The sequence below is a fragment of the Streptomyces sp. NPDC107765 genome (assembly GCF_055657085.1).
The window spans coordinates 289,837-307,598 of the sequence record NZ_JBVKBL010000010.1 but is presented as its reverse complement, the minus strand read 5'-3'; the positions used below and the strand labels follow the sequence as shown (position 1 = coordinate 307,598).

General features: G+C 72.1%; 14 protein-coding genes and 1 pseudogene. 7 read left to right on the top strand and 8 right to left on the bottom strand.

Annotated features, from left to right (window positions below; all coding sequences use genetic code 11):
• Positions 1–49: 49 nt before the first annotated feature.
• On the bottom strand, positions 50–1,042 hold the full coding sequence (gene iolC / locus ACZ7MX_RS24930; protein WP_472135445.1) for a 5-dehydro-2-deoxygluconokinase: 993 nt from the start codon (positions 1,040–1,042) through the stop codon (positions 50–52).
• A 331-nt stretch (positions 1,043–1,373) separates the two neighbouring features.
• On the opposite strand from iolC, the gene ACZ7MX_RS24925 reads away from it, so the two are divergent.
• The 5 genes from ACZ7MX_RS24925 to ACZ7MX_RS24905 all read left to right on the top strand — a co-directional run bounded on the left by ACZ7MX_RS24925 (position 1,374) and on the right by ACZ7MX_RS24905 (position 6,465).
• A complete protein-coding gene (locus ACZ7MX_RS24925; RefSeq protein ID WP_472135444.1) occupies positions 1,374–2,294 on the top strand; it encodes a sugar phosphate isomerase/epimerase family protein in 921 nt (306 codons plus the stop codon).
• Positions 2,295–2,393: 99 nt separating this feature from the next.
• On the top strand, positions 2,394–3,431 hold the full coding sequence (locus tag ACZ7MX_RS24920) for a Gfo/Idh/MocA family protein (protein ID WP_472135443.1): 1,038 nt from the start codon (positions 2,394–2,396) through the stop codon (positions 3,429–3,431).
• Between the two features lie 166 nt (positions 3,432–3,597).
• A complete protein-coding gene (locus ACZ7MX_RS24915) occupies positions 3,598–5,004 on the top strand; it encodes a sugar porter family MFS transporter (RefSeq protein WP_472135481.1) in 1,407 nt (468 codons plus the stop codon).
• A 231-nt stretch (positions 5,005–5,235) separates the two neighbouring features.
• Positions 5,236–5,427 carry a helix-turn-helix transcriptional regulator gene (locus ACZ7MX_RS24910; RefSeq protein WP_030415392.1) on the top strand — a complete coding sequence of 64 codons (192 nt, stop codon included), beginning with the start codon at positions 5,236–5,238 and terminating at the stop codon, positions 5,425–5,427.
• A gap of 87 nt (positions 5,428–5,514) precedes the next feature.
• Entirely contained in the window at positions 5,515–6,465 is a 951-nt protein-coding gene (locus tag ACZ7MX_RS24905; RefSeq protein WP_472135442.1) for a 2-dehydropantoate 2-reductase, read from the top strand.
• A 66-nt stretch (positions 6,466–6,531) separates the two neighbouring features.
• Here the strand turns inward: ACZ7MX_RS24905 and ACZ7MX_RS24900 are convergent, their stop codons facing one another.
• Positions 6,532–7,626, bottom strand: coding sequence for a LacI family DNA-binding transcriptional regulator (locus tag ACZ7MX_RS24900; protein ID WP_472135441.1), 1,095 nt, complete (start codon positions 7,624–7,626; stop codon positions 6,532–6,534).
• Positions 7,627–7,848: 222 nt separating this feature from the next.
• Here ACZ7MX_RS24900 and ACZ7MX_RS24895 point away from each other — a divergent pair, with 222 nt between their 5' ends.
• Complete coding sequence (locus ACZ7MX_RS24895) at positions 7,849–8,913, top strand: Gfo/Idh/MocA family protein (RefSeq protein WP_472135440.1); 1,065 nt, start codon at positions 7,849–7,851, stop codon at positions 8,911–8,913.
• Here ACZ7MX_RS24895 and ACZ7MX_RS24890 read toward each other — a convergent pair.
• The gene (locus tag ACZ7MX_RS24890) at positions 8,849–9,472 is read right to left on the bottom strand and encodes a DedA family protein (protein WP_472135439.1); all 624 of its coding nucleotides are present in this window, start codon (positions 9,470–9,472) and stop codon (positions 8,849–8,851) included. The genes ACZ7MX_RS24895 and ACZ7MX_RS24890 overlap by 65 nt on opposite strands.
• A 197-nt stretch (positions 9,473–9,669) precedes the next feature.
• On the opposite strand from ACZ7MX_RS24890, the gene ACZ7MX_RS24885 reads away from it, so the two are divergent.
• On the top strand, positions 9,670–9,957 hold the full coding sequence (locus ACZ7MX_RS24885) for a heavy-metal-associated domain-containing protein (protein WP_472135438.1): 288 nt from the start codon (positions 9,670–9,672) through the stop codon (positions 9,955–9,957).
• 556 nt (positions 9,958–10,513) lie between these two features.
• Here the strand turns inward: ACZ7MX_RS24885 and ACZ7MX_RS24880 are convergent.
• The 5 genes and pseudogenes from ACZ7MX_RS24880 to ACZ7MX_RS24860 all read right to left on the bottom strand — a co-directional run bounded on the left by ACZ7MX_RS24880 (position 10,514) and on the right by ACZ7MX_RS24860 (position 17,703).
• Positions 10,514–11,803 carry a citrate synthase gene (locus ACZ7MX_RS24880; RefSeq protein WP_472135437.1) on the bottom strand — a complete coding sequence of 430 codons (1,290 nt, stop codon included), beginning with the start codon at positions 11,801–11,803 and terminating at the stop codon, positions 10,514–10,516.
• Between the two features lie 177 nt (positions 11,804–11,980).
• A complete protein-coding gene (recD2, locus tag ACZ7MX_RS24875) occupies positions 11,981–14,191 on the bottom strand; it encodes an SF1B family DNA helicase RecD2 (RefSeq protein WP_472135436.1) in 2,211 nt (736 codons plus the stop codon).
• Between the two features lie 235 nt (positions 14,192–14,426).
• Positions 14,427–15,359 (bottom strand): sugar phosphate isomerase/epimerase family protein, encoded by a 933-nt coding sequence (locus ACZ7MX_RS24870; protein ID WP_472135435.1) that lies wholly within the window; start codon positions 15,357–15,359, stop codon positions 14,427–14,429.
• A 71-nt stretch (positions 15,360–15,430) separates the two neighbouring features.
• Positions 15,431–16,555, bottom strand: a pseudogene (locus ACZ7MX_RS24865) (dihydrodipicolinate synthase family protein); the annotation flags it as partial.
• Complete coding sequence (locus ACZ7MX_RS24860) at positions 16,552–17,703, bottom strand: Gfo/Idh/MocA family protein (protein WP_472135434.1); 1,152 nt, start codon at positions 17,701–17,703, stop codon at positions 16,552–16,554. The gene ACZ7MX_RS24860 and the pseudogene ACZ7MX_RS24865, both read right to left, overlap by 4 nt.
• Positions 17,704–17,762: the final 59 nt, after the last annotated feature.

The following is a 17,762-nucleotide window of genomic DNA, read 5'->3' as shown; positions in this document are numbered from 1 at the left end:
GCGGGCGAGGGGGTGAGGGGGGCGAGGACTTCTGACCGGGCCGCCGGGGCTACCGGCGGGCGAGGAACTCCTCGACCTCCTCCCGCGTGGGCATCGCGGAGGAACAGGCGAGCCGGGAGGCAACGATCGCCCCGGCCGCGTTCGCGTACCGCATCATCGGCTCCAGCTCCCAGCCGGAGAGCAGGCCGTGGCACAGCGCCCCGCCGAACGAGTCCCCGGCACCGAGCCCGTTGACGACCTCGACGGGGGTGGGCGGCACCTCGGCGACCCGGCCGTCCCGGTGCACGGCCAACACCCCCTTGGGCCCCTGTTTGACGACGGCCAGCTCGACGCCCATGTCCAGCAGCGCCTGCGCACACGCCTTGGGATCGCGCAGCCCGGTGGCGACCTCGGCCTCGTCCACATTCCCGACCGCCACGGTGGCGTGCCGCAGCGCGGCCTCGTAATACGGCCGGGCGACGGCCCGCGCCGCGGCGCCGGTCGTCCCGCCGTCCCCGGAGGCGCCCCCCTCACCGCCCCAGAACATCGGCCGCCAGTCGAGGTCGAAGACGGTCGGCCCGCACGTGGCGCGGGCCTCCAGCGCGGCCAGGGTGGCGCTGCGGCTCGGCTCCTCACACAGTCCCGTACCGGTGACCCAGAAGATCCGCGCGGCGGCGATCGCGTCACGGTCCAGCTCCTCCGGGTGGATGACGAGGTCCGGGGCCTTCGGACGCCGGTAGAAGTACAGGGGGAAGTCGTCCGGCGGGAAGATCTCGCAGAAGGTCACCGGGGTCGGATAGGCCGCGACCGGCGTCACCCACCGGTCGTCCACCCCGAACTCCCGCAGCGCCCGGTGCAGGAACTCCCCGAACGGGTCCTTGCCGGTCCGGCTGATGACCGCGCTGCGCCGCCCGAGCCGGGCGGCCGCCACCGCGACGTTCGCGGCCGAGCCCCCCAGGAACTTCCCGAAGGTCTCCACCCGCGCCAACGACACACCGGTCTCCAGCGGATAGAGGTCCACCCCGATCCGGCCCATCGTGATCAGGTCGTACGACTCGGTCATACCCGCCCCTCCAGGTCAGCGCGCCACATCCGGCATCTCACGGTTTCCCCTCAGCAGGACCGGGTTCTGCCCTCCCGTCCGAGGAAAGGTCTAACGGTGACCCTCAGACCCTGTCAACAGTTTGTCCTTACATTCTGACGTCAAAGCCAAACCCTCAGCCCCGACCAAGCACCCCGCCCGACAACCCGGCAGCCCACCCCACCCGCAAGTCCTTACGTCCTTATGTCAGGACGAAGTCTTGACACTCCCCGGGGCGACAGAGAGGCTGTGCCCCACAACCCCACCCCGCGCCTTCCCGGTCACCGCCGACCGGCGAGAGGAGAGCCGCAGCATGCCCGCACGCCATGCCGCCCCGCCCGTCCTGGACCGCCTCCGCATCGGTTCGGCCCCCGACTCGTGGGGAGTCTGGTTCCCCGACGACGACCAGCAAGTGCCCTGGCACCGCTTCCTCGACGAGGTCGCCGAGGCCGGCTACGAGTGGATCGAACTCGGCCCGTACGGCTACCTGCCCACCGACCCCGCCGTCCTCCGCGACGAGGTCGCCCGCCGCGACCTCCAGGTCTCGGCCGGCACGATCTTCACGTCCCTGCACCACGGCCCGTCCGTATGGGACAAGACCTGGACCCACGTCTCCGAGGTCGCCACCCTCACCCAGGCCATGGGCGCCCGGCACCTCGTCGTCATCCCGTCCTTCTGGCGGGACGACAAGACCGCCGAGGAACTCGAACCGCGCGAGCTCACCGTCGAGCAGTGGAAGCACCTGACGACGGGCATGGAGCGCCTGGGCAAGCGGGTGCGCGACGAGTTCGGGCTCGACATCGTCGTCCACCCGCACGCCGACACCCACATCGACACCGAGGAGCACGTCGAGCGCTTCCTCCACGTCACCGACTCCGACCTGGTCAACCTGTGCCTGGACACCGGCCACTACGCCTACTGCGGCGGCGACAGCGTCAAGCTGATCCGCACCTACGGCGAACGGATCGGATACCTGCACCTCAAGCAGGTCGACCCGGACATCCTCAGCGACGTCGTCGCGAAGGGCACCCCCTTCGGCCCGGCCGTCCAGCAGGGCGTGATGTGCGAACCGCCGCTCGGCGTGCCCGCACTGCCGCCCGTCCTGGAAGCTGCGCAGGCGCTGAACGTCGACCTCTTCGCCATCGTCGAGCAGGACATGTACCCCTGCCCGCCCGACCGCCCGTTCCCCATCGCCGAACGCACCCGCCGCTTCCTGCGCTCCTGCGGCGCCTGACGGCCGGCGGAGGAAACCAGCGGCAAAGAGACCGCGGACGTTGCGGGATCGAGGACTTGAGGAGTTGAGGACGGTATGGAGGGTGACATGGAGGAGAGCATGAGCGGGCGGAGTGGCGTGGGCGTCCGGGGGACGCTCGGGGTGGCGGTCATCGGTACCGGGCGGATGGGGGCGGACCATGTGCGGCGGATCAATGAGGTGATCAGCGGGGCCCGGGTGGCGGCGGTGGCGGACATCGACGCGGCGCGGGTGAAGCATCTGGCGGACGGCATCGAGGGCTGTACCCCGTACACCGATCCCGCCGCCGCCATGGACGACCCGGCCGTCGATGCCGTGCTGATCGCCTCGCCCGGCCCCGCGCACGAGGCGGCGCTGCTGGAGGCGTTCGCGCGCGATCTGCCCGTGCTCTGCGAGAAGCCGCTGACACCGGACGCCGCGTCCGCGCTGCGCGTGCTGGAGGCCGAGCAGACGCTGGGGCGCCGCCGCGTACAGGTGGGCTTCATGCGTCGTTACGATGCGGATTACCGGAGCCTCAAGTCCCTTCTCGCACAAGGGACTTACGGGCGCCCGTTGATGCTGCACAACCGGCACCGGAACGCGGACACGCCGCCCGGCTTCACCAACGCGATGATGATCAATGACTCGGTGGTGCACGAGATCGATGTGACGCGCTGGCTGCTGGACGACGAGATCACCGCCGTACGCGTGCTGCGCCCTGCCCCCACCGGGAACGCGCCCGAGGGGCTCAGCGACCCGCAGCTGGTCCTCTTCGAGACCGCGGGCGGCCAGGTCGTGGACACCGAGATCTTCGTCAACTGCGGTTTCGGCTACCAGGTCAGCTGCGAGGCGGTCTGCGAGGGCGGCACCGCCCGGATCGGTGACGACCGCGGCGTCTTCAGCAACACCGCCGGCCGCTGGGGCGGCGCCATTCCGCCCGGTTTCGTGGAGCGCTTCGAGGACGCGTACGACCGGCAGGTGCAGCTGTGGGTGAACGCGACCCGGCGCGGCGAGGTCGAGGGCCCCAGTTGCTGGGACGGCTATGCCGCGGCGGCGGTCTGCGAGGCCGGGGTGCGTGCGCAGGCCACCGGTGAGCGCGTCACGGTGGAGCTGGTCGAGCGGCCGGCGATGTATCGCTGAGCCGTCGGCCTCAGCCGTACGCGTACCCGTACCCGCACCCGAAACCTGCGCCCGTGCCCGTCCGAAAGGCTCCCGTTCTCGTGTCTGTCGCGCCCGTGCCTGTCGCGCGTGTCCTGCCCGTTCCGTCCCGGCTCATACGGGCGGCCTCCGTGGCGCGGCGGGGATGATGGGCGTTCCGACCAGTCAGGTGGTGTCCGCCGGTCAGCGTCCTGCCGCGCGGGACCGGAACGCCCGGCGCTTCATCGTCGGCATCGCTGCCATCGCCGCCCTCGGGGGCGCCCTGTTCGGCTACGACACCGGGGTGATCTCCGGTGCGCTGCCCTTCATGGAGGCGCACTTCGGTCTGACGTCGCTGGGTGAGGGCGTCATCACCAGTGCCCTGTTGATCGGCGCCGCGTTCGGTTCGCTGATCGGCGGGCGGATGTCCGATGTACTGGGCCGGCGCACTGCGCTGCTGTGGGCCGGTGCGGTGTTCATCGGGGGTGCGGTGGCCGTCGCGCTCTCCCCCACGGTGGCGTTCATGACGGTGGCGCGGTTCGTGCTGGGGCTGGCCGTCGGCAGCGCGTCCGTGATCACCCCGCTGTATCTGTCCGAGATCGCGCCGGTGCACATCCGGGGCCGGCTGGTCTCGTTCAACTCCCTCATGATCGTCAGCGGGCAGTTGCTCGCGTACCTCCTGAACGCGGTGCTGGCGCAGTGGGCGGCCTGGCGCTGGATGCTGGGGCTCGCCGCGCTGCCCGCCGTGGCGCTGTTCGCCGGGCTGTTCTTCCTGCCCGACACGCCGCGCTGGTACGTCGGCAGGGGGCGGCGGGAGGACGCGGCACGGGTGCTCGGCCGTACGCTGCCGGCCGAGGACGTACCCGGCGAGCTGGCCCGGATCGACCACGCCCGCAGTCTGGAGGCGGACGCCCGGCGCGGCGCCTGGCGGGAGCTGCGTACGCCGTGGGTGCGGCGGCTGCTGCTGGTCGGCATCGGGCTGGCGGCGGTGCAGCAGATCACCGGCGTCAACGCGGTGGTGTACTTCGCGCCGAAGATCCTTGCCTCGACCGGTCTGGGCACCGGCGCCGCCATTACGGCCACGATCGCCGTCGGGGCCGTCTCCGTGGTGGCCACGGCGATCGGGATGTCCCTGATCGACCGGGTCGGCCGGCGTCCCCTGCTGCTGTGCGGGCTGGCGGGGATGACGGTGGCGCTCGCGCTGCTGGGAGCCTCCTTCCACCTCCCGCACTCGCCGGCCGTCAGCGTGCTGGTGCTGGGCCTGATGGTGCTGTACATGGCGTTCATGCAGGCGACCCTGAACACCGGGGTGTGGCTGCTGCTCGCCGAGATGTTCCCGCTGAGGGTGCGCGGACTGGCCATGGGCGCCGCGGTGTTCGTGATGTGGATGGTCAACTTCGCGGTGGCGCTGGTCTTCCCGGTGCTGCTGGACGCGGTCGGGGCGAGCAGCACGTTCTGGTTCTTCGGGGCGATGTGCGTGCTGTCGTGGGTCTTCTGCCGGCGTTGGGCACCGGAGACGAAGGGGCTGGCCCTGGAGGATCTTGAGCACGAGCTGCGGAGGGCGGCGGGCGAGTAGGAGGCCACCGGGGGACCCCTCGCGGGGCGTCACATGCGCACACGGAAGTACGGCGTGCGTCACGGCTGTCACAGTTCGCCGGGCCTTCGGTCACAACCGTTCGACAGCCCCTCGCCGGTCGTCACCGAGTGTCGTTGTCCGGGCACAGGCTCAGTGATCACCAGGCCGTGCGCGGCCCCGGCCGGCTCACCCCGGGCCGGCCCTGCGTGCGGCGCTCAGGAGGTGGCAGAGATGACCGACCGCAGGCTCTGGTCGTACAAGGAGATCGCGGCACACATCCAGGTGCAGCCGGACACCGTGCGCTCGTACCGCAAGCACGGGCTGCTGCCCGAACCGGATCTGGTGGAGGGCGGGAAACCGTACTGGTTCGCGGACACGGTCAGAACGTGGGTGGCGCAGCGGCCGGGCCGGGGCGGCCGGTAGCAAAGCCACCCCCATCGGTACGAGCACGTCGGCCGGCCGCCGGCAGAAGTCCCCCGCGACACCCGGCCGCGTGGCTACGATCGAGGTATGGCCCTCACTCCCCAGGCCGCCGCCGCGCCGGACCGGGCCGCCGCCGCGCCCGCGCGGGTCGCGGTGATCGGGGCCGGTGCGATCGGCGGGTACGTCGCCGCCCTCGCCCGGTGGGCGGGCCTGGACGTCACACTGTGCGTCCGCAGTCCGTTGCGTGACCTCGCCGTCGAGAGCGGCGGCGAGGTCCGGACCGCGCCGGTGCGGATCGTCACCGATCCGGCGCGGGTGGCGCCGGTCGACTGGGTGCTGCTGACCACCAAGGCGCAGGACACCGCGAGCGCCGAGGGCTGGCTGCGACGGCTGTGCGGCCCGGACACCGCCGTCGCGGTGCTGCAGAACGGCCTCGACCAGGAGGCGCGGGTGGTGCCGCTCGTTCCTCCGGGAACCGCGATCCTGCCGACCGTGGTCTACATCTCCGCCGAGCGCATCGCGCCCGGGCGGGTGAGGCACCACGTCGCCAGTGAACTGCACGTTCCCGACGGCCCGTTGGCGGACCGGTTCGCCGCGCTGCTGGCCGGTACGGGGCTGCGGGTGCATCCGGTGCCGGACTTCACCACGGCCGTCTGGCGCAAGCTGTTCACGAACCTCGCGGCGAACCCCCTCACGGCGCTGCTCCAGCAGCGGATCGGCGTCTTCGCGGATCCGGAGATGGCGGCGCTCAGCCGCGATCTGCTGCGGGAGGCCGCGGCGGTGGCCCGCGCGGAGGGGGCGGACATCGGTGAGGCGGACATCGCGCGGACGCTGGAGCTGTACGCGCACGCGCCGCCGGACGGTGGTTCGTCGATGCTGTACGACCGGCTCGCGGGCCGTCCGCTGGAGCACGAGTACCTCACCGGCGCGGTGGTGCGGGCGGCCGAACGGCACGGCATCGCGACGCCGTTGAACCGGATGCTGCTGGTGCTGCTGCGGGCGGTGGACCGCGACCTGCGGGCCGGGCGGCAGGCGTAGGGGGACGCCGGCGGCGTGCCGTGGGCGCTCCTGGCGCGCCCTGAGCAGCAACCGCGTGCGCAGGTGCTACGCCGCTCCGGGCGGTGCCGTGGACCCTCTGATCTCCAGTTCCGGGGCGACGAGTTGGTGGCCCGCGGGCCGGTTCGTACCGGTCGGTGGGTTCGTACCGGCCGGTGCGTCCTGGTTCGCCATGCGGTCCAGGAGGCAGCGGGCGGCCCGCCGGCCGACGTCGTGGCTGGCGTTGTTGACCGAGGTCAGCCAGAGGTGGCGGATGCGGGCGAGGTAGGTGTTGTCGTAGCCGACGAGGGAGAGGTCGACGGGGACGGTCAGCCCGAGTTCCTGGGCTGCGGACAGGGCGCCGACGCAGGAGATGTCGTTGAACGCGAAGACGGCGGTGGGGCGTTCGGTGCGGCGGGCGGGGTTGAGGAGGCGCACGGCGGCGCGGTAGCCGCCCTCCTCCGTGCCGTCGGCGTTCTCCACCACGGCGGCGGTGTGGAGTCCGTGGGCGCGGACGGCGGCCTCGAATCCGCGGCGGCGCAGTGCGCCGACCACGCCGCGGCCGGCGATGTGGGCGATCCGCCGGTGGCCGAGGGAGATCAGGTGCTCGGTGGCGAGCCGGGCGCCGCGTTCGTCGTCGTTGGCGACGATGTCGACGTGCGGGAGCCGGGGTTCGTGGTTGCCCGCGATGACGGTGGGCAGCCGCTCGGCGATCTCGGCGAGGCCGTCGGTGTCGGGGAGGGTGCCGACCACGACGAGGCCGTCGACCCGTAGTTCCTGGAAGGTGCGGGTGACGTCCTGGCCGGTGCGCCGGTCGAGCCGGCCGTCGGCCATCAGCATGCGCAGGCCGTGGGCGTGGAGGACCGAGTTCAGGCCGTCGAGGAGGTCGACGAACCAGGGGTTGCGCAGGTCGTTCAGCAGGACGCCGACGGTGTGGGTGCGGCGTGCGACGAGGCTGCGGGCGGCGGCGTTGGGCCGGTAGCCGAGCTCGTCGATGGCGTCCAGGACGGCCCGCCGCTTGGCGTCGCTGACCCGCGGTGAGTCCTGCAGGACGAGCGAGACCAGCGATTTGGAGACGCCGGCGCGTTCGGCGACGCCGCGGATCGTGGGGGGCCGGCCGGCGGCCGTCCGAGGGCCGCCGGCGTGCTCGTTGGACCGTTCCATGTGCCGGGATCCTGCCATCGCCGCAGGTGACCGTCAACGCCCGGCCGGTGGACCGCCCTTCGGTCTCCCTGCGGACCGCCACCCGGCCTGCGGAAAGGGTTGACATGCGGACATCCGGACATGCAGGGTGCGCGGAACGGCCGGCGTTGGACCGTTCCAATAGGAGTTTCCCCCGACGTTCCGGCAACGGCCGGCACCGCCACCTCCTGGAAGGACCGAGAAGTGAAGATCGGCCTCATCGGCACCGGGCGCATCGGCGCGTTCCACGCCAAGACCCTTCAGCAGGTTCCCGGCGTCACCGACCTGGTGGTCGCGGATGCCGACCCGGCGCGGGCCGCGTCGCTGGCCAGGACGCTGGGCGTGCGCGCGGCCGCGGGCATCGGCGAGCTGTACGCGGACGGCCTGGACGGGGTGGTGATCACCGCCGCGACCAGTGCGCACGCGGCCCTGATCCATCAGGCACTGGACGCCGGCGTGCCGGTCTTCTGCGAGAAGCCGGTGGCCCTGGACGTGGCGGGCACGATCGGCGTCGTGGAGCGGGCGCAGGCGGGCCCGGTACCGGTCCAGATCGGCTTCCAGCGGCGCTTCGACGCGGGCTACCGGGCCGCCCGTGAGGCGCTGCGCTCGGGCGAGCTGGGCTGGCTGCACACGCTGCGCGCCTGCACCAGCGACCAGAGCCCGCCGCCGGCCGCGTACCTCCCCACTTCGGGCGGGCTGTTCCGGGACTGCTCCATCCATGACTTCGACGTGCTGCGCTGGCTCACCGGCCGCGAGGTGGTCTCGGTCTATGCGCAAGGGGCCAACCGCGGTGCGTCCTTCTTCGCCGACGGCGACGACGTCGACACCTGTGCGGCGCTGCTGCGGTTCGACGACGACACCCTGGCGACGGTCACGGCGACCCGCTACAACGGCGCGGGGCACGACGTCCGCCTGGAGGTGTGCGGATCGCGGGGCGCCCGGATCGTGGGTCTCGACGACCGGGCGCCGCTGCCGTCCGCGGAGCCGCGGCTGTCGTGGCGGCGGGCGGCCGCCCCGTACGCGACGTTCATGGAGCGCTTCCACGAGGCGTACGCCACCGAGCTGGGTGTCTTCACCGAGGTGGCCGCGGGGCGGGCGGCGAACCCGTGTCCGCCCGCGGAGGCGCTGGAGGCGCTGTACGTGGCCGAGGCGTGCGAGCGGTCCCGGCGGTCCGGTGCGCCGGTGGCGCTCGCCGAGGTCCGCGCTACGGCCGGTCCGGCAGGCCCGAGCGGTCCGGCGGACGCGGGCACGGCGGGCGGGGAGCGGTAGCCGCGCGGCGGGCCGCCCGGCGGTGGCCGGCCCACTGGAGGGCGCTGGCGGTGGCGGCGACCGCACAGGAGACGCCCAGGCCGATGGCGGCGGCGTACAAGGGGCGGCCGGCGGTGGCGGTGCCGAGGTAGCCGAGGCCGACGGAGTACGCCGCCCAGGTCGCCTCGGCGATGCCGGCGCCGAGGAGGTACTTGGGCAGCGGATAGCGCAGGATGCCGGAGGCCAGCGCGCCGGCGATCCGGCCGCTGGGGAGGAACCGTATGGCGATCACGAACGGGACGCCGTGGCGCTCGATGCGCCGGGAGGTGCGGTCCAGGAGTGCGCGGCGGCGCGGGTTGCGCCGCATCCAGTCCCGTACGGGTCCGCCGAAGCGGCGCGCGGCGAGGAACATCAGCAGGTCCCCGGTCAGGGCGCTGCCCGCCACGGTGAGCCAGACGAGGGGGAGGAAGAGGGCACCCCGGGAGGCGAGGACACCGGCGGAGACGAGCAGGGCGGAGTTGGGGACGAGGGGCGGCAGGGTGGTGAGCGCCAGCAGGGCGTAGAAGGCGAGTACGGCCATGCGCCGCCTCCTCGGATCGGCTCCGAGTCCGTATCCCAAGGCTGACGCGTGACGGGGTGCGCGGCAACGCGACGGGTGCGCTGCCGCCGGGAATCGGCATGCCCTTGCTTGGATCCATACCCCCTAGGGGTATAGGGTGACCAAGGCCGGTCGAAGCTCGGACAGAAGCTCGGACATCCGCACCACGAGGAGAAGCCATGACTGAGAACAGCTCCTGCTGCACCCCGGAAGGCTCCTGCCACTCCGGCACCACCGATGTCGAGGCGGCCGCGGTGACCACGACGTACCAGGTCACCGGCATGACCTGCGGTCACTGCGAGGGCGCGGTGTCGTCGGAGATCTCGGAGATTCCGGGGGTGAGCGCGGTGCAGGCGGTCGCGGCGACCGGGCTGGTGACGGTCACCTCGAAGGCGCCGCTGGACGAGGAGGCGGTGCGGGCGGCCGTCGATGAGGCGGGTTACGAACTGGTGGGCCGGGCGGCCTGATTCCGGTTCGCCGGTCCGCGGCTACGGGTGCGGGTCGCCGCCCTGCGGGGTGCGGCCCGCGCCGTCGCGCGTAACCATTCAAATCTTCACATAATCCCCACAGTTGCCACAACGTCCACACTCCGGGACGCAACACCCATACCCCAGGGCCCCGATCTTCAGATCGAGGGCCTTGACCGTATTCGCCCCCATATGGCAAGAGACCCAGATCACACTCAGAGGAACGTAACCATTGAGGGGGGTCGTGAGTCTAACCGGGCAGTGCAGGCACCCCGGCGGGGCTTGCACTGCACAGCCGTGTCGGTCTTGGGGGACCGTGCCACGGCTACGCGTGGCCGGGGCGACGTGCCCGGGGAGCTTTGAGCGGCCCTCCCGATGTGCGCGTCCCGGCGGAGCGCGGTGCAACCCGGAACGCCCGGACGGATCCCGTGGGGGGAATCCAACCGGGACAAGGGAGGCGCCCCGCACTCTGGACCCGTGGGGGGATCCGGAGGCGGGGCGCTTCTCGCTTTTTTGGGGCTCGGTTCGCCCGGGCCGCCCGGAGCAGGCGCAGGTGTCAGCGCTGCTCGACCGGGACGAAGTCGCGCTCGATGACGCCGGTGTAGATCTGGCGCGGGCGGCCGATGCGGGAGCCCGGCTCCTTGATCATCTCGTGCCACTGGGCGATCCAGCCGGGGAGCCGGCCGAGCGCGAAGAGCACCGTGAACATCTCGGTCGGGAAGCCCATCGCCCGGTAGATCAGGCCGGTGTAGAAGTCCACGTTGGGGTAGAGCTTGCGCGAGACGAAGTAGTCGTCGGAGAGCGCGTGCTCCTCCAGCTTGAGGGCGATGTCCAGCAGCTCGTCGGACTTGCCGAGCGCGGAGAGGACGTCGTGCGCCGCCGCCTTGATGATCTTCGCCCGGGGGTCGAAGTTCTTGTAGACGCGGTGCCCGAAGCCCATGAGCTTCACGCCGTCTTCCTTGTTCTTCACCTTGCGGATGAAGGCGTCGACGTCGCCGCCGTCGCGCCGGATGCGCTCCAGCATCTCCAGCACGGACTGGTTGGCGCCGCCGTGCAGGGGGCCCCACAGGGCGTTGATGCCGGCGGAGATCGAGGCGAAGAGGTTCGCCTGCGAGGAGCCGACCAGGCGGACCGTGGAGGTCGAGCAGTTCTGCTCGTGGTCGGCGTGCAGGATCAGCAGCTTGTCCAGGGCGCTGACGACGACCGGGTCCAGCTCGTAGTCGGCGGCGGGCACCGAGAAGGTCATCCGCAGGAAGTTCTCGACGTAGCCGAGGTTGTTGCTCGGGTAGACGACCGGGTGGCCGACCGACTTCTTGTAGGCGTAGGCCGCGATCGTCGGGAGCTTGGCCAGCAGCCGGATCGTGGAGATGTGGCGCTGCTGCTCGTCGAACGGGTTGTGGCTGTCCTGGTAGAAGGTCGACAGCGCGCTGACCACCGAGGACAGCATCGCCATCGGGTGCGCGTCCCGGGGGAAGCCGTCGTAGAAGCGCTTGACGTCCTCGTGGAGCAGGGTGTGGTAGGTGATGTCCTGCTTGAAGGCCGACAGCTGGTCGACGGTGGGCAGCTCACCGTTGATCAGGAGGTACGCGGTCTCGACGAACGTGCTGCGCTCTGCGAGCTGCTCGATCGGATACCCGCGGTAACGAAGAATTCCCTGCTCACCATCGAGATAGGTGATCGCGGATTTGTATGCCGCGGTGTTGCCGTAACCGGAATCCAGGGTCACCAGACCGGTCTGGGCGCGCAGCTTCGAGATATCGAAGCCCTTGTCGCCGACAGTGCTGTCGACGACCGGGTAGCTGTATTCGCCGTCCCCGTAACGCAGTACTACAGAGTTGTCGCTCACGTCATCCCTCACCGACGTTGTGCCTCTTCTTCGAGGTGCCCTGACTGCCTATACCTTCCCCCATTTGGACCTTCGTTGTGCACTCGGGGTCGGCCATAGGGCCTCATTACGGCACTCAGTGCCGCGTCAGTGTCCCATCCTGCTCCCCTTCGCCCTGATTGGGAAAGAGGAGTGACATCACATCGCCCCGGCGAGCCGGTGAGCCAGCGCCGTACCCCGCCGACCGGCGGAAACCGTGCGGACGGCCTGCCCCAGGGCCTTGCGGGAGCCGACCAGCACCACCAAGCGCTTTGCCCGGGTGACGGCGGTATACAGCAGATTGCGCTGCAGCATCATCCAGGCGCTGGTGGTGACCGGAATCACCACCGCTGGATACTCACTACCCTGCGAGCGATGGATCGTCACGGCATAGGCGTGGGCGAGTTCGTCGAGTTCGTCGAAGTCGTACGGAACCTCCTCGTCCTCGTCCGTGCGGACCGTCAGCCGCTGCTCGACCTCGTCCAGTGCGGTGACCACGCCCACCGTGCCGTTGAAGACGCCGTTGCGGCCCTTTTCGTAGTTGTTCCTGATCTGGGTGACCTTGTCGCCCACCCGGAAGACCCGGCCGCCGAAGCGCCGCTCGGGCAGGTCGGGGCGGGCGGGGGTGATGGCCTGCTGGAGCAGGCCGTTCAGGGCGCCCGCTCCGGCCGGGCCGCGGTGCATGGGGGTCAGCACCTGGACGTCCCGGCGCGGGTCGAGACCGAACTTCGCCGGGATGCGGCGGGCCGCGACGTCCACGGCGAGCCGCCCGGCCTCCTCATTGTCCTCCTCCGCGAACAGGAAGAAATCGCTCAGCCCGGTGGTCAGCGGCGGGACGCCGGAATTGATGCGGTGGGCGTTGGTGACCACACCGGACTGCTGGGCCTGCCGGAAGATCCGGGTCAGCCGGACGGCCGGCACGGGGCCGGAGGGGGCCAGCAGGTCCCGCAGCACCTCACCGGCCCCGACGGACGGCAGCTGGTCGACGTCGCCCACCAGGAGCAGGTGGGCGCCCGGCGGGACCGCCTTGACGAGCTTGTTGGCCAGCAGCAGGTCCAGCATGGACGCCTCGTCGACGACCACCAGATCGGCGTCCAGCGGCCGGTCCGCGTCGTAGGCGGCGTCCCCGCCGGGCTTGAGCTCCAGGAGGCGGTGGACCGTGGAGGCCTCCGCGCCGGTCAGCTCCGACAGCCGCTTGGCGGCCCGGCCCGTGGGCGCGGCCAGCACGACCGTGGCCTTCTTGGCGCGGGCCAGCTCGACGACCGAGCGGACCGTGAAGGACTTGCCGCAGCCCGGGCCGCCGGTGAGCACCGCGACCTTCTGGGTCAGCGCCAGCCGCACCGCCTCCTGTTGCTCGGGGGCCAGCTCGGCGCCCGTACGGCGGGCCAGCCAGGCCAGCGCCTTGTCCCAGGCGACGTCCCGGAACGCCGGCATCCGGTCCTCGTCCGTGCGCAGCAGCCGGGTCAGCCGCCCGGCGAGCGAGATCTCCGCGCGGTGGAACGGCACCAGATAGACGGCGGTGACCTCCGCGCCGTCCTCCCCGGCGGGCACCTTCTCGCGCACCACGCCCTCCGGCTCCGCGGCCAGCTCGCCCAGGCAGTCGATCACCAGGCCGGTGTCCACCTGGAGCAACTTCACCGCGTCGGCGATCAGTTGCTCCTCGGGCAGGAAGCAGTGGCCCTGGTCCGTGGACTGCGACAGGGCGTACTGAAGGCCGGCCTTGACCCGGTCCGGGCTGTCGTGCGGGATCCCGACGGACTGGGCGATGCGGTCGGCGGTCAGGAAGCCGATGCCCCAGACGTCGGCGGCGAGCTTGTAGGGCTGGTTGCGGACGACGGAGATCGAGGCGTCGCCGTACTTCTTGTAGATCCGCACGGCGATGGACGTGGAGACCCCGACGCCCTGGAGGAAGACCATGACCTCCTTGATGGCCTTCTGCTCCTCCCAGGCGTCGGCGATCTTCTTGGTGCGCTTGGGGCCGAGGCCCGGCACCTCGACGAGGCGCTGCGGCTCGCGCTCGATGATGTCGAGGGTGTCGACGCCGAAGTGCTGGGTGATGCGGTCCGCGAAGACCGGGCCGATGCCCTTGACCAGACCGGAGCCGAGGTAGCGGCGGATGCCCTGGACGGTGGCGGGCAGCACCGTGGTGTAGTTCTCGCACGTGAACTGCTTGCCGTACTGCGGGTGCGAGCCCCAGCGGCCCTCCATCCGGAGGGACTCCCCCACCTGCGCACCGAGCAGCGCCCCGACGACGGTCAGCAGATCGCCCGCGCCGCGGCCGGTGTCGACCCGGGCGACCGTGTAGCCGGTCTCCTCGTTGGCGTACGTGATCCGCTCCAGGACCCCTTCCACCACGGCTGTGTTGACCATGCCCCGACGGTACCGCCGGGGTCTGACAGCGCGCCGGGGCGGGAGGTCCGCCGGAGCCGTCGTACGCGCCGTCGTACGCATCGTCGAGGGGCCCGTCCCCCCAGGTCGGGCCCCTCGATCCCCCCTCCCGTGCCGGCCCCGGATCCCCCCGGATCCCTCCCCCTCCTGAGCCAGCGACAGCTATGACCTCTGCCGGCCGCGAACGGTTGCGCGCATCCGCAGAGTTATTTGCCCGTCACCCCTTGTACGAATTCCGTTCACCTGGCGCCGCCGGTCCGGGCTCCGCCCGGGCGGCGACGTGCCGGCGGAAACGGTCCACGATCTCGGCCAGCGCCTCGGTGCCGTCGCGGGCCCACAGCGCCGGGTTGAAGATCTCCACCTCGATCGCCCCCCGGTAGCCGGCCGCCTCGACGCGCTCCCGGAACCAGCGCAGGTCCACCACGCCGTCCCCCAACTGCCCGCGGCCCAGCAGGACGCCCTCCGGGAGCGGGGTGATCCAGTCGGCCAGCTGGAAGGCGGCGAGGCGGGCGGCGGCCCCGGCGCGGTCGATCTGTGCCCCGGCCGTGTCGTCCCACCACAGGTGGTAGGTGTCCACGACCACCCCGACCCGGTCCGCGGGGAACCGCTCGGCGAGGTCCAGCGCCTGGGCGAGCGTGGAGACCACGCACCGGTCCGCCGCGTACATCGGGTGCAGCGGTTCGATCGCCAGCCGTACCCCCCGATCCGCGGCGTACGGCGCCAACTCCCCCAGGGCGTCCGCGATCCGCTCCCGGGCGCCGGGCAGGTCCCGGCTGCCGGCCGGCAGCCCGCCCGAGACCAGCACCAGGGTGTCCGTCCCCAGGGTGGCGGCCTCGTCGACCGCCGCCCGGTTGTCGTCCAGGGCCGCCGCCCGCCCACCGGGGTCGAGCGCGGTGAGGAACCCGCCCCGGCACAGGCTGCTGACCCGCAGCCCGGCCGCGCGGACGAGCCGGGCGGCCGCGGCCACGCCGTACGCCTGCACGGGCGCGCGCCACAGCCCGACGGCCGGGACGCCGGCCCGGACGCAGCCGTCGGTGAGTTCGGGCAGCGACCACTGCCTGAGGGTCTCCTGATTGAGGCTCAGGCGGGAGAGATCGGCGGGGCCGGTAGGGCCAGTGAGGTCGGTGGGGCCGGTGAAGTCGTCGGTCATGCGGGGGCTCCCCTGTGTTTCGCTCCGCCTGCGCCCGGGGGCGGGCCCGGGGCCGGGAACGCGTCCTCGGCGCCGTACACGGACAGCAGCCGGCGCATCCGGTGAGCGGCGAGGTCGGGGTCCGGGAACAGGCCGAGTCCCGCGGCGAGTTGGTGAGCACGGTGCAGATGGGGCAGCGAGCGGGCCGACTGTTGGCCGCCGACCATGGTGAAGTGCGCCTGGTGGCCCGCCAGCCAGGCCAGCAGGACGACACCGGTCTTGTAGTGGCGGGTGGGTTCTTGGAAGAGGTGGCGGGCCAACGCGACGGTGGGGTCGAGGAGTTCACGGAAGCCGGCCGGGTCGCCGGTGTCGAGGTGGCGGACGGCCTCGGCCGCCAAGGGAGCCAGCGGGTCGAAGATGCCGAGCAGGGCGTGGCTGAAGCCCTGTTCGTCGCCCGCGATCAGCTCGGGGTAGTGGAAGTCGTCACCGGTGTAGCAGCGCACGCCCGGCGGCAGGCGGCGGCGCAGTGCGCGCTCCCGTGGGGCGTCCAGCAGGGAGATCTTGACGCCGTCGACCTTGCCGGGGTGGGCGGCGACGACCGCGAGGAGGGTGTCGGTGGCCGCGTCCAGGTCGGCGGACCCCCAGTAGCCCGCGAGTGCCGGGTCGAACATCGGGCCCAGCCAGTGCAGGACGACCGGTTGGGCGGCCTGGCGGAGGAGGTGGCCGTAGACGTCGAGGTAGTCCTCGGGGCCGCGGGCCGCGGCGGCGAGCGCGCGGGAGGCCATCAGGACGGCCTGCGCGCCGGCTCCCGCGACGACCGCGAGCTGCTCCTCGTAGGCGGCCCGGATCGCGGCGAGCGATCCGCCGGTGATCTGGTCGGTGCCGGCGCCGCAGACCAGCCGGCCGCCGGCCGCGCGGGCCTCGGCGCCGGAGCGGCGGATGAGTTCGGCGGCGGCGGCCCAGTCCAGGCCCGTCCCGCGCTGCGCGGTGTCCATCGCCTCGGCCACGCCCAGGCCGTGCGACCAGAGGTGGTGGCGGAAGGCGAGGGTGGCGTCCCAGTCGAGGGCGGCCGGCCCGTCCGGGGTGGTGTCGGCGTACGGATCGGCGACGACGTGGGCGGCGGCGAAGACGGTGCGGGACCGCAACGGGGAGCGGGCCCCGGGCTCCGGGGTGGCCGGGGGCCCGGATGCGGCGCTGCCGGGTGTCCGGGCGGTCACCGGCCCGGCTCCGGGACGTCCAGGCGGCGGCCCTCCGCGGAGGACCGGGCGGCCAGTTCGGCGAGTTGGACGCCGCGGGCGCCGGCCGCCAGGTCCCAGCGCCAGGGCTCGTCGCGGACGACATGGCGCAGGAAGAGCTCCCACTGCGTCTTGAAGCCGTTGGCGAAGTCGGCGTTGTCGGGAACCTCCTGCCACTGCGCGCGGAACGGTTCGGCCACCGGCAGGTCGGGGTTCCAGACGGGCCTGGGGGTGACGGAGCGGTGCTGCACCCGGCAGCCGCGCAGCCCGGCGACGGCCGAGCCCTCGGTGCCGTCCACCTGGAACTCCACGAGTTCGTCGCGGTGCACCCGGACCGCCCAGGAGGAGTTGATCTGCGCGACGATGCCGCCGGCCAGTTGGAACACGGCGTAGGCGGCGTCGTCGGCGGTGGCGTCGTACGGCGTGCCGGACTCGTCCCGGCGGCGCGGGAGGTGGGTGGTCAGCTGCGCCTGGACGGTTCGGACCGGGCCGAAGAGTTCGTGCAGGACGTACTCCCAGTGCGGGAACATGTCGGCCGCGATGCCGCCGCCGTCCTCGGCCCGGTAGTTCCAGGAGGGGCGCTGGGCCTGCTGCCAGTCGCCCTCGAAGACCCAGTAGCCGAACTCGCCGCGTACGGACAGGATCCGGCCGAAGAAGCCGCCCTCGACGAGGCGGCGGAGTTTGCGCAGGCCGGGGAGGAAGAGCTTGTCCTGGACGACGCCGTTCTTCACGCCGGCCTCCTGGGCGAGCCGGGCGAGTTCGAGAGCGCCGGCGAGGCTGCTCGCGGTGGGCTTCTCGACGTAGAGGTGCTTGCCGGCGGCGATCGCCTTCTTCCCGGCCTCCTCGCGGGCGGCGGTGACCTGGGCGTCGAAGTAGATCTCGACGGTGTCGTCGGCCAGTACGGCGTCGAGGTCGCAGGACCACTCCGGCAGACCGTGCCGCTCGGCCAGGGCCCGCAGCTTCTGCGGGGAGCGGCCGACCAGCACCGGCTCCGGCCAGATGACCGTGCCGTCGTCCAGGGGAAGTCCGCCCTGGTCACGCAGGGCGAGGAGGGAGCGGACCAGGTGCTGGCGGTAGCCCATGCGCCCGGTCACGCCGTTCATGGCGATGCGTACGGTCCTGCGTGTCACGGCCCGGCCTCTCTTCCCCCTCGTGCGGGGACGGCTTCCTCGGTGGCGGGTGGAGCAGC

What these genes read in the sequence shown, in the direction of transcription:
- iolC (WP_472135445.1), bottom strand. Translation starts at nt 1,042, where the DNA reads ATGACCGAGTCGTACGACCTGATCACGATGGGCCGGATCGGGGTGGAC.
- ACZ7MX_RS24925 (WP_472135444.1), top strand. Translation starts at nt 1,374, where the DNA reads ATGCCCGCACGCCATGCCGCCCCGCCCGTCCTGGACCGCCTCCGCATC.
- ACZ7MX_RS24920 (WP_472135443.1), top strand. Translation starts at nt 2,394, where the DNA reads ATGAGCGGGCGGAGTGGCGTGGGCGTCCGGGGGACGCTCGGGGTGGCG.
- ACZ7MX_RS24915 (WP_472135481.1), top strand. Translation starts at nt 3,598, where the DNA reads ATGGGCGTTCCGACCAGTCAGGTGGTGTCCGCCGGTCAGCGTCCTGCC.
- ACZ7MX_RS24910 (WP_030415392.1), top strand. Translation starts at nt 5,236, where the DNA reads ATGACCGACCGCAGGCTCTGGTCGTACAAGGAGATCGCGGCACACATC.
- ACZ7MX_RS24905 (WP_472135442.1), top strand. Translation starts at nt 5,515, where the DNA reads ATGGCCCTCACTCCCCAGGCCGCCGCCGCGCCGGACCGGGCCGCCGCC.
- ACZ7MX_RS24900 (WP_472135441.1), bottom strand. Translation starts at nt 7,626, where the DNA reads ATGGAACGGTCCAACGAGCACGCCGGCGGCCCTCGGACGGCCGCCGGC.
- ACZ7MX_RS24890 (WP_472135439.1), bottom strand. Translation starts at nt 9,472, where the DNA reads ATGGCCGTACTCGCCTTCTACGCCCTGCTGGCGCTCACCACCCTGCCG.
- ACZ7MX_RS24885 (WP_472135438.1), top strand. Translation starts at nt 9,670, where the DNA reads ATGACTGAGAACAGCTCCTGCTGCACCCCGGAAGGCTCCTGCCACTCC.
- recD2 (WP_472135436.1), bottom strand. Translation starts at nt 14,191, where the DNA reads ATGGTCAACACAGCCGTGGTGGAAGGGGTCCTGGAGCGGATCACGTAC.
- ACZ7MX_RS24870 (WP_472135435.1), bottom strand. Translation starts at nt 15,359, where the DNA reads ATGACCGACGACTTCACCGGCCCCACCGACCTCACTGGCCCTACCGGC.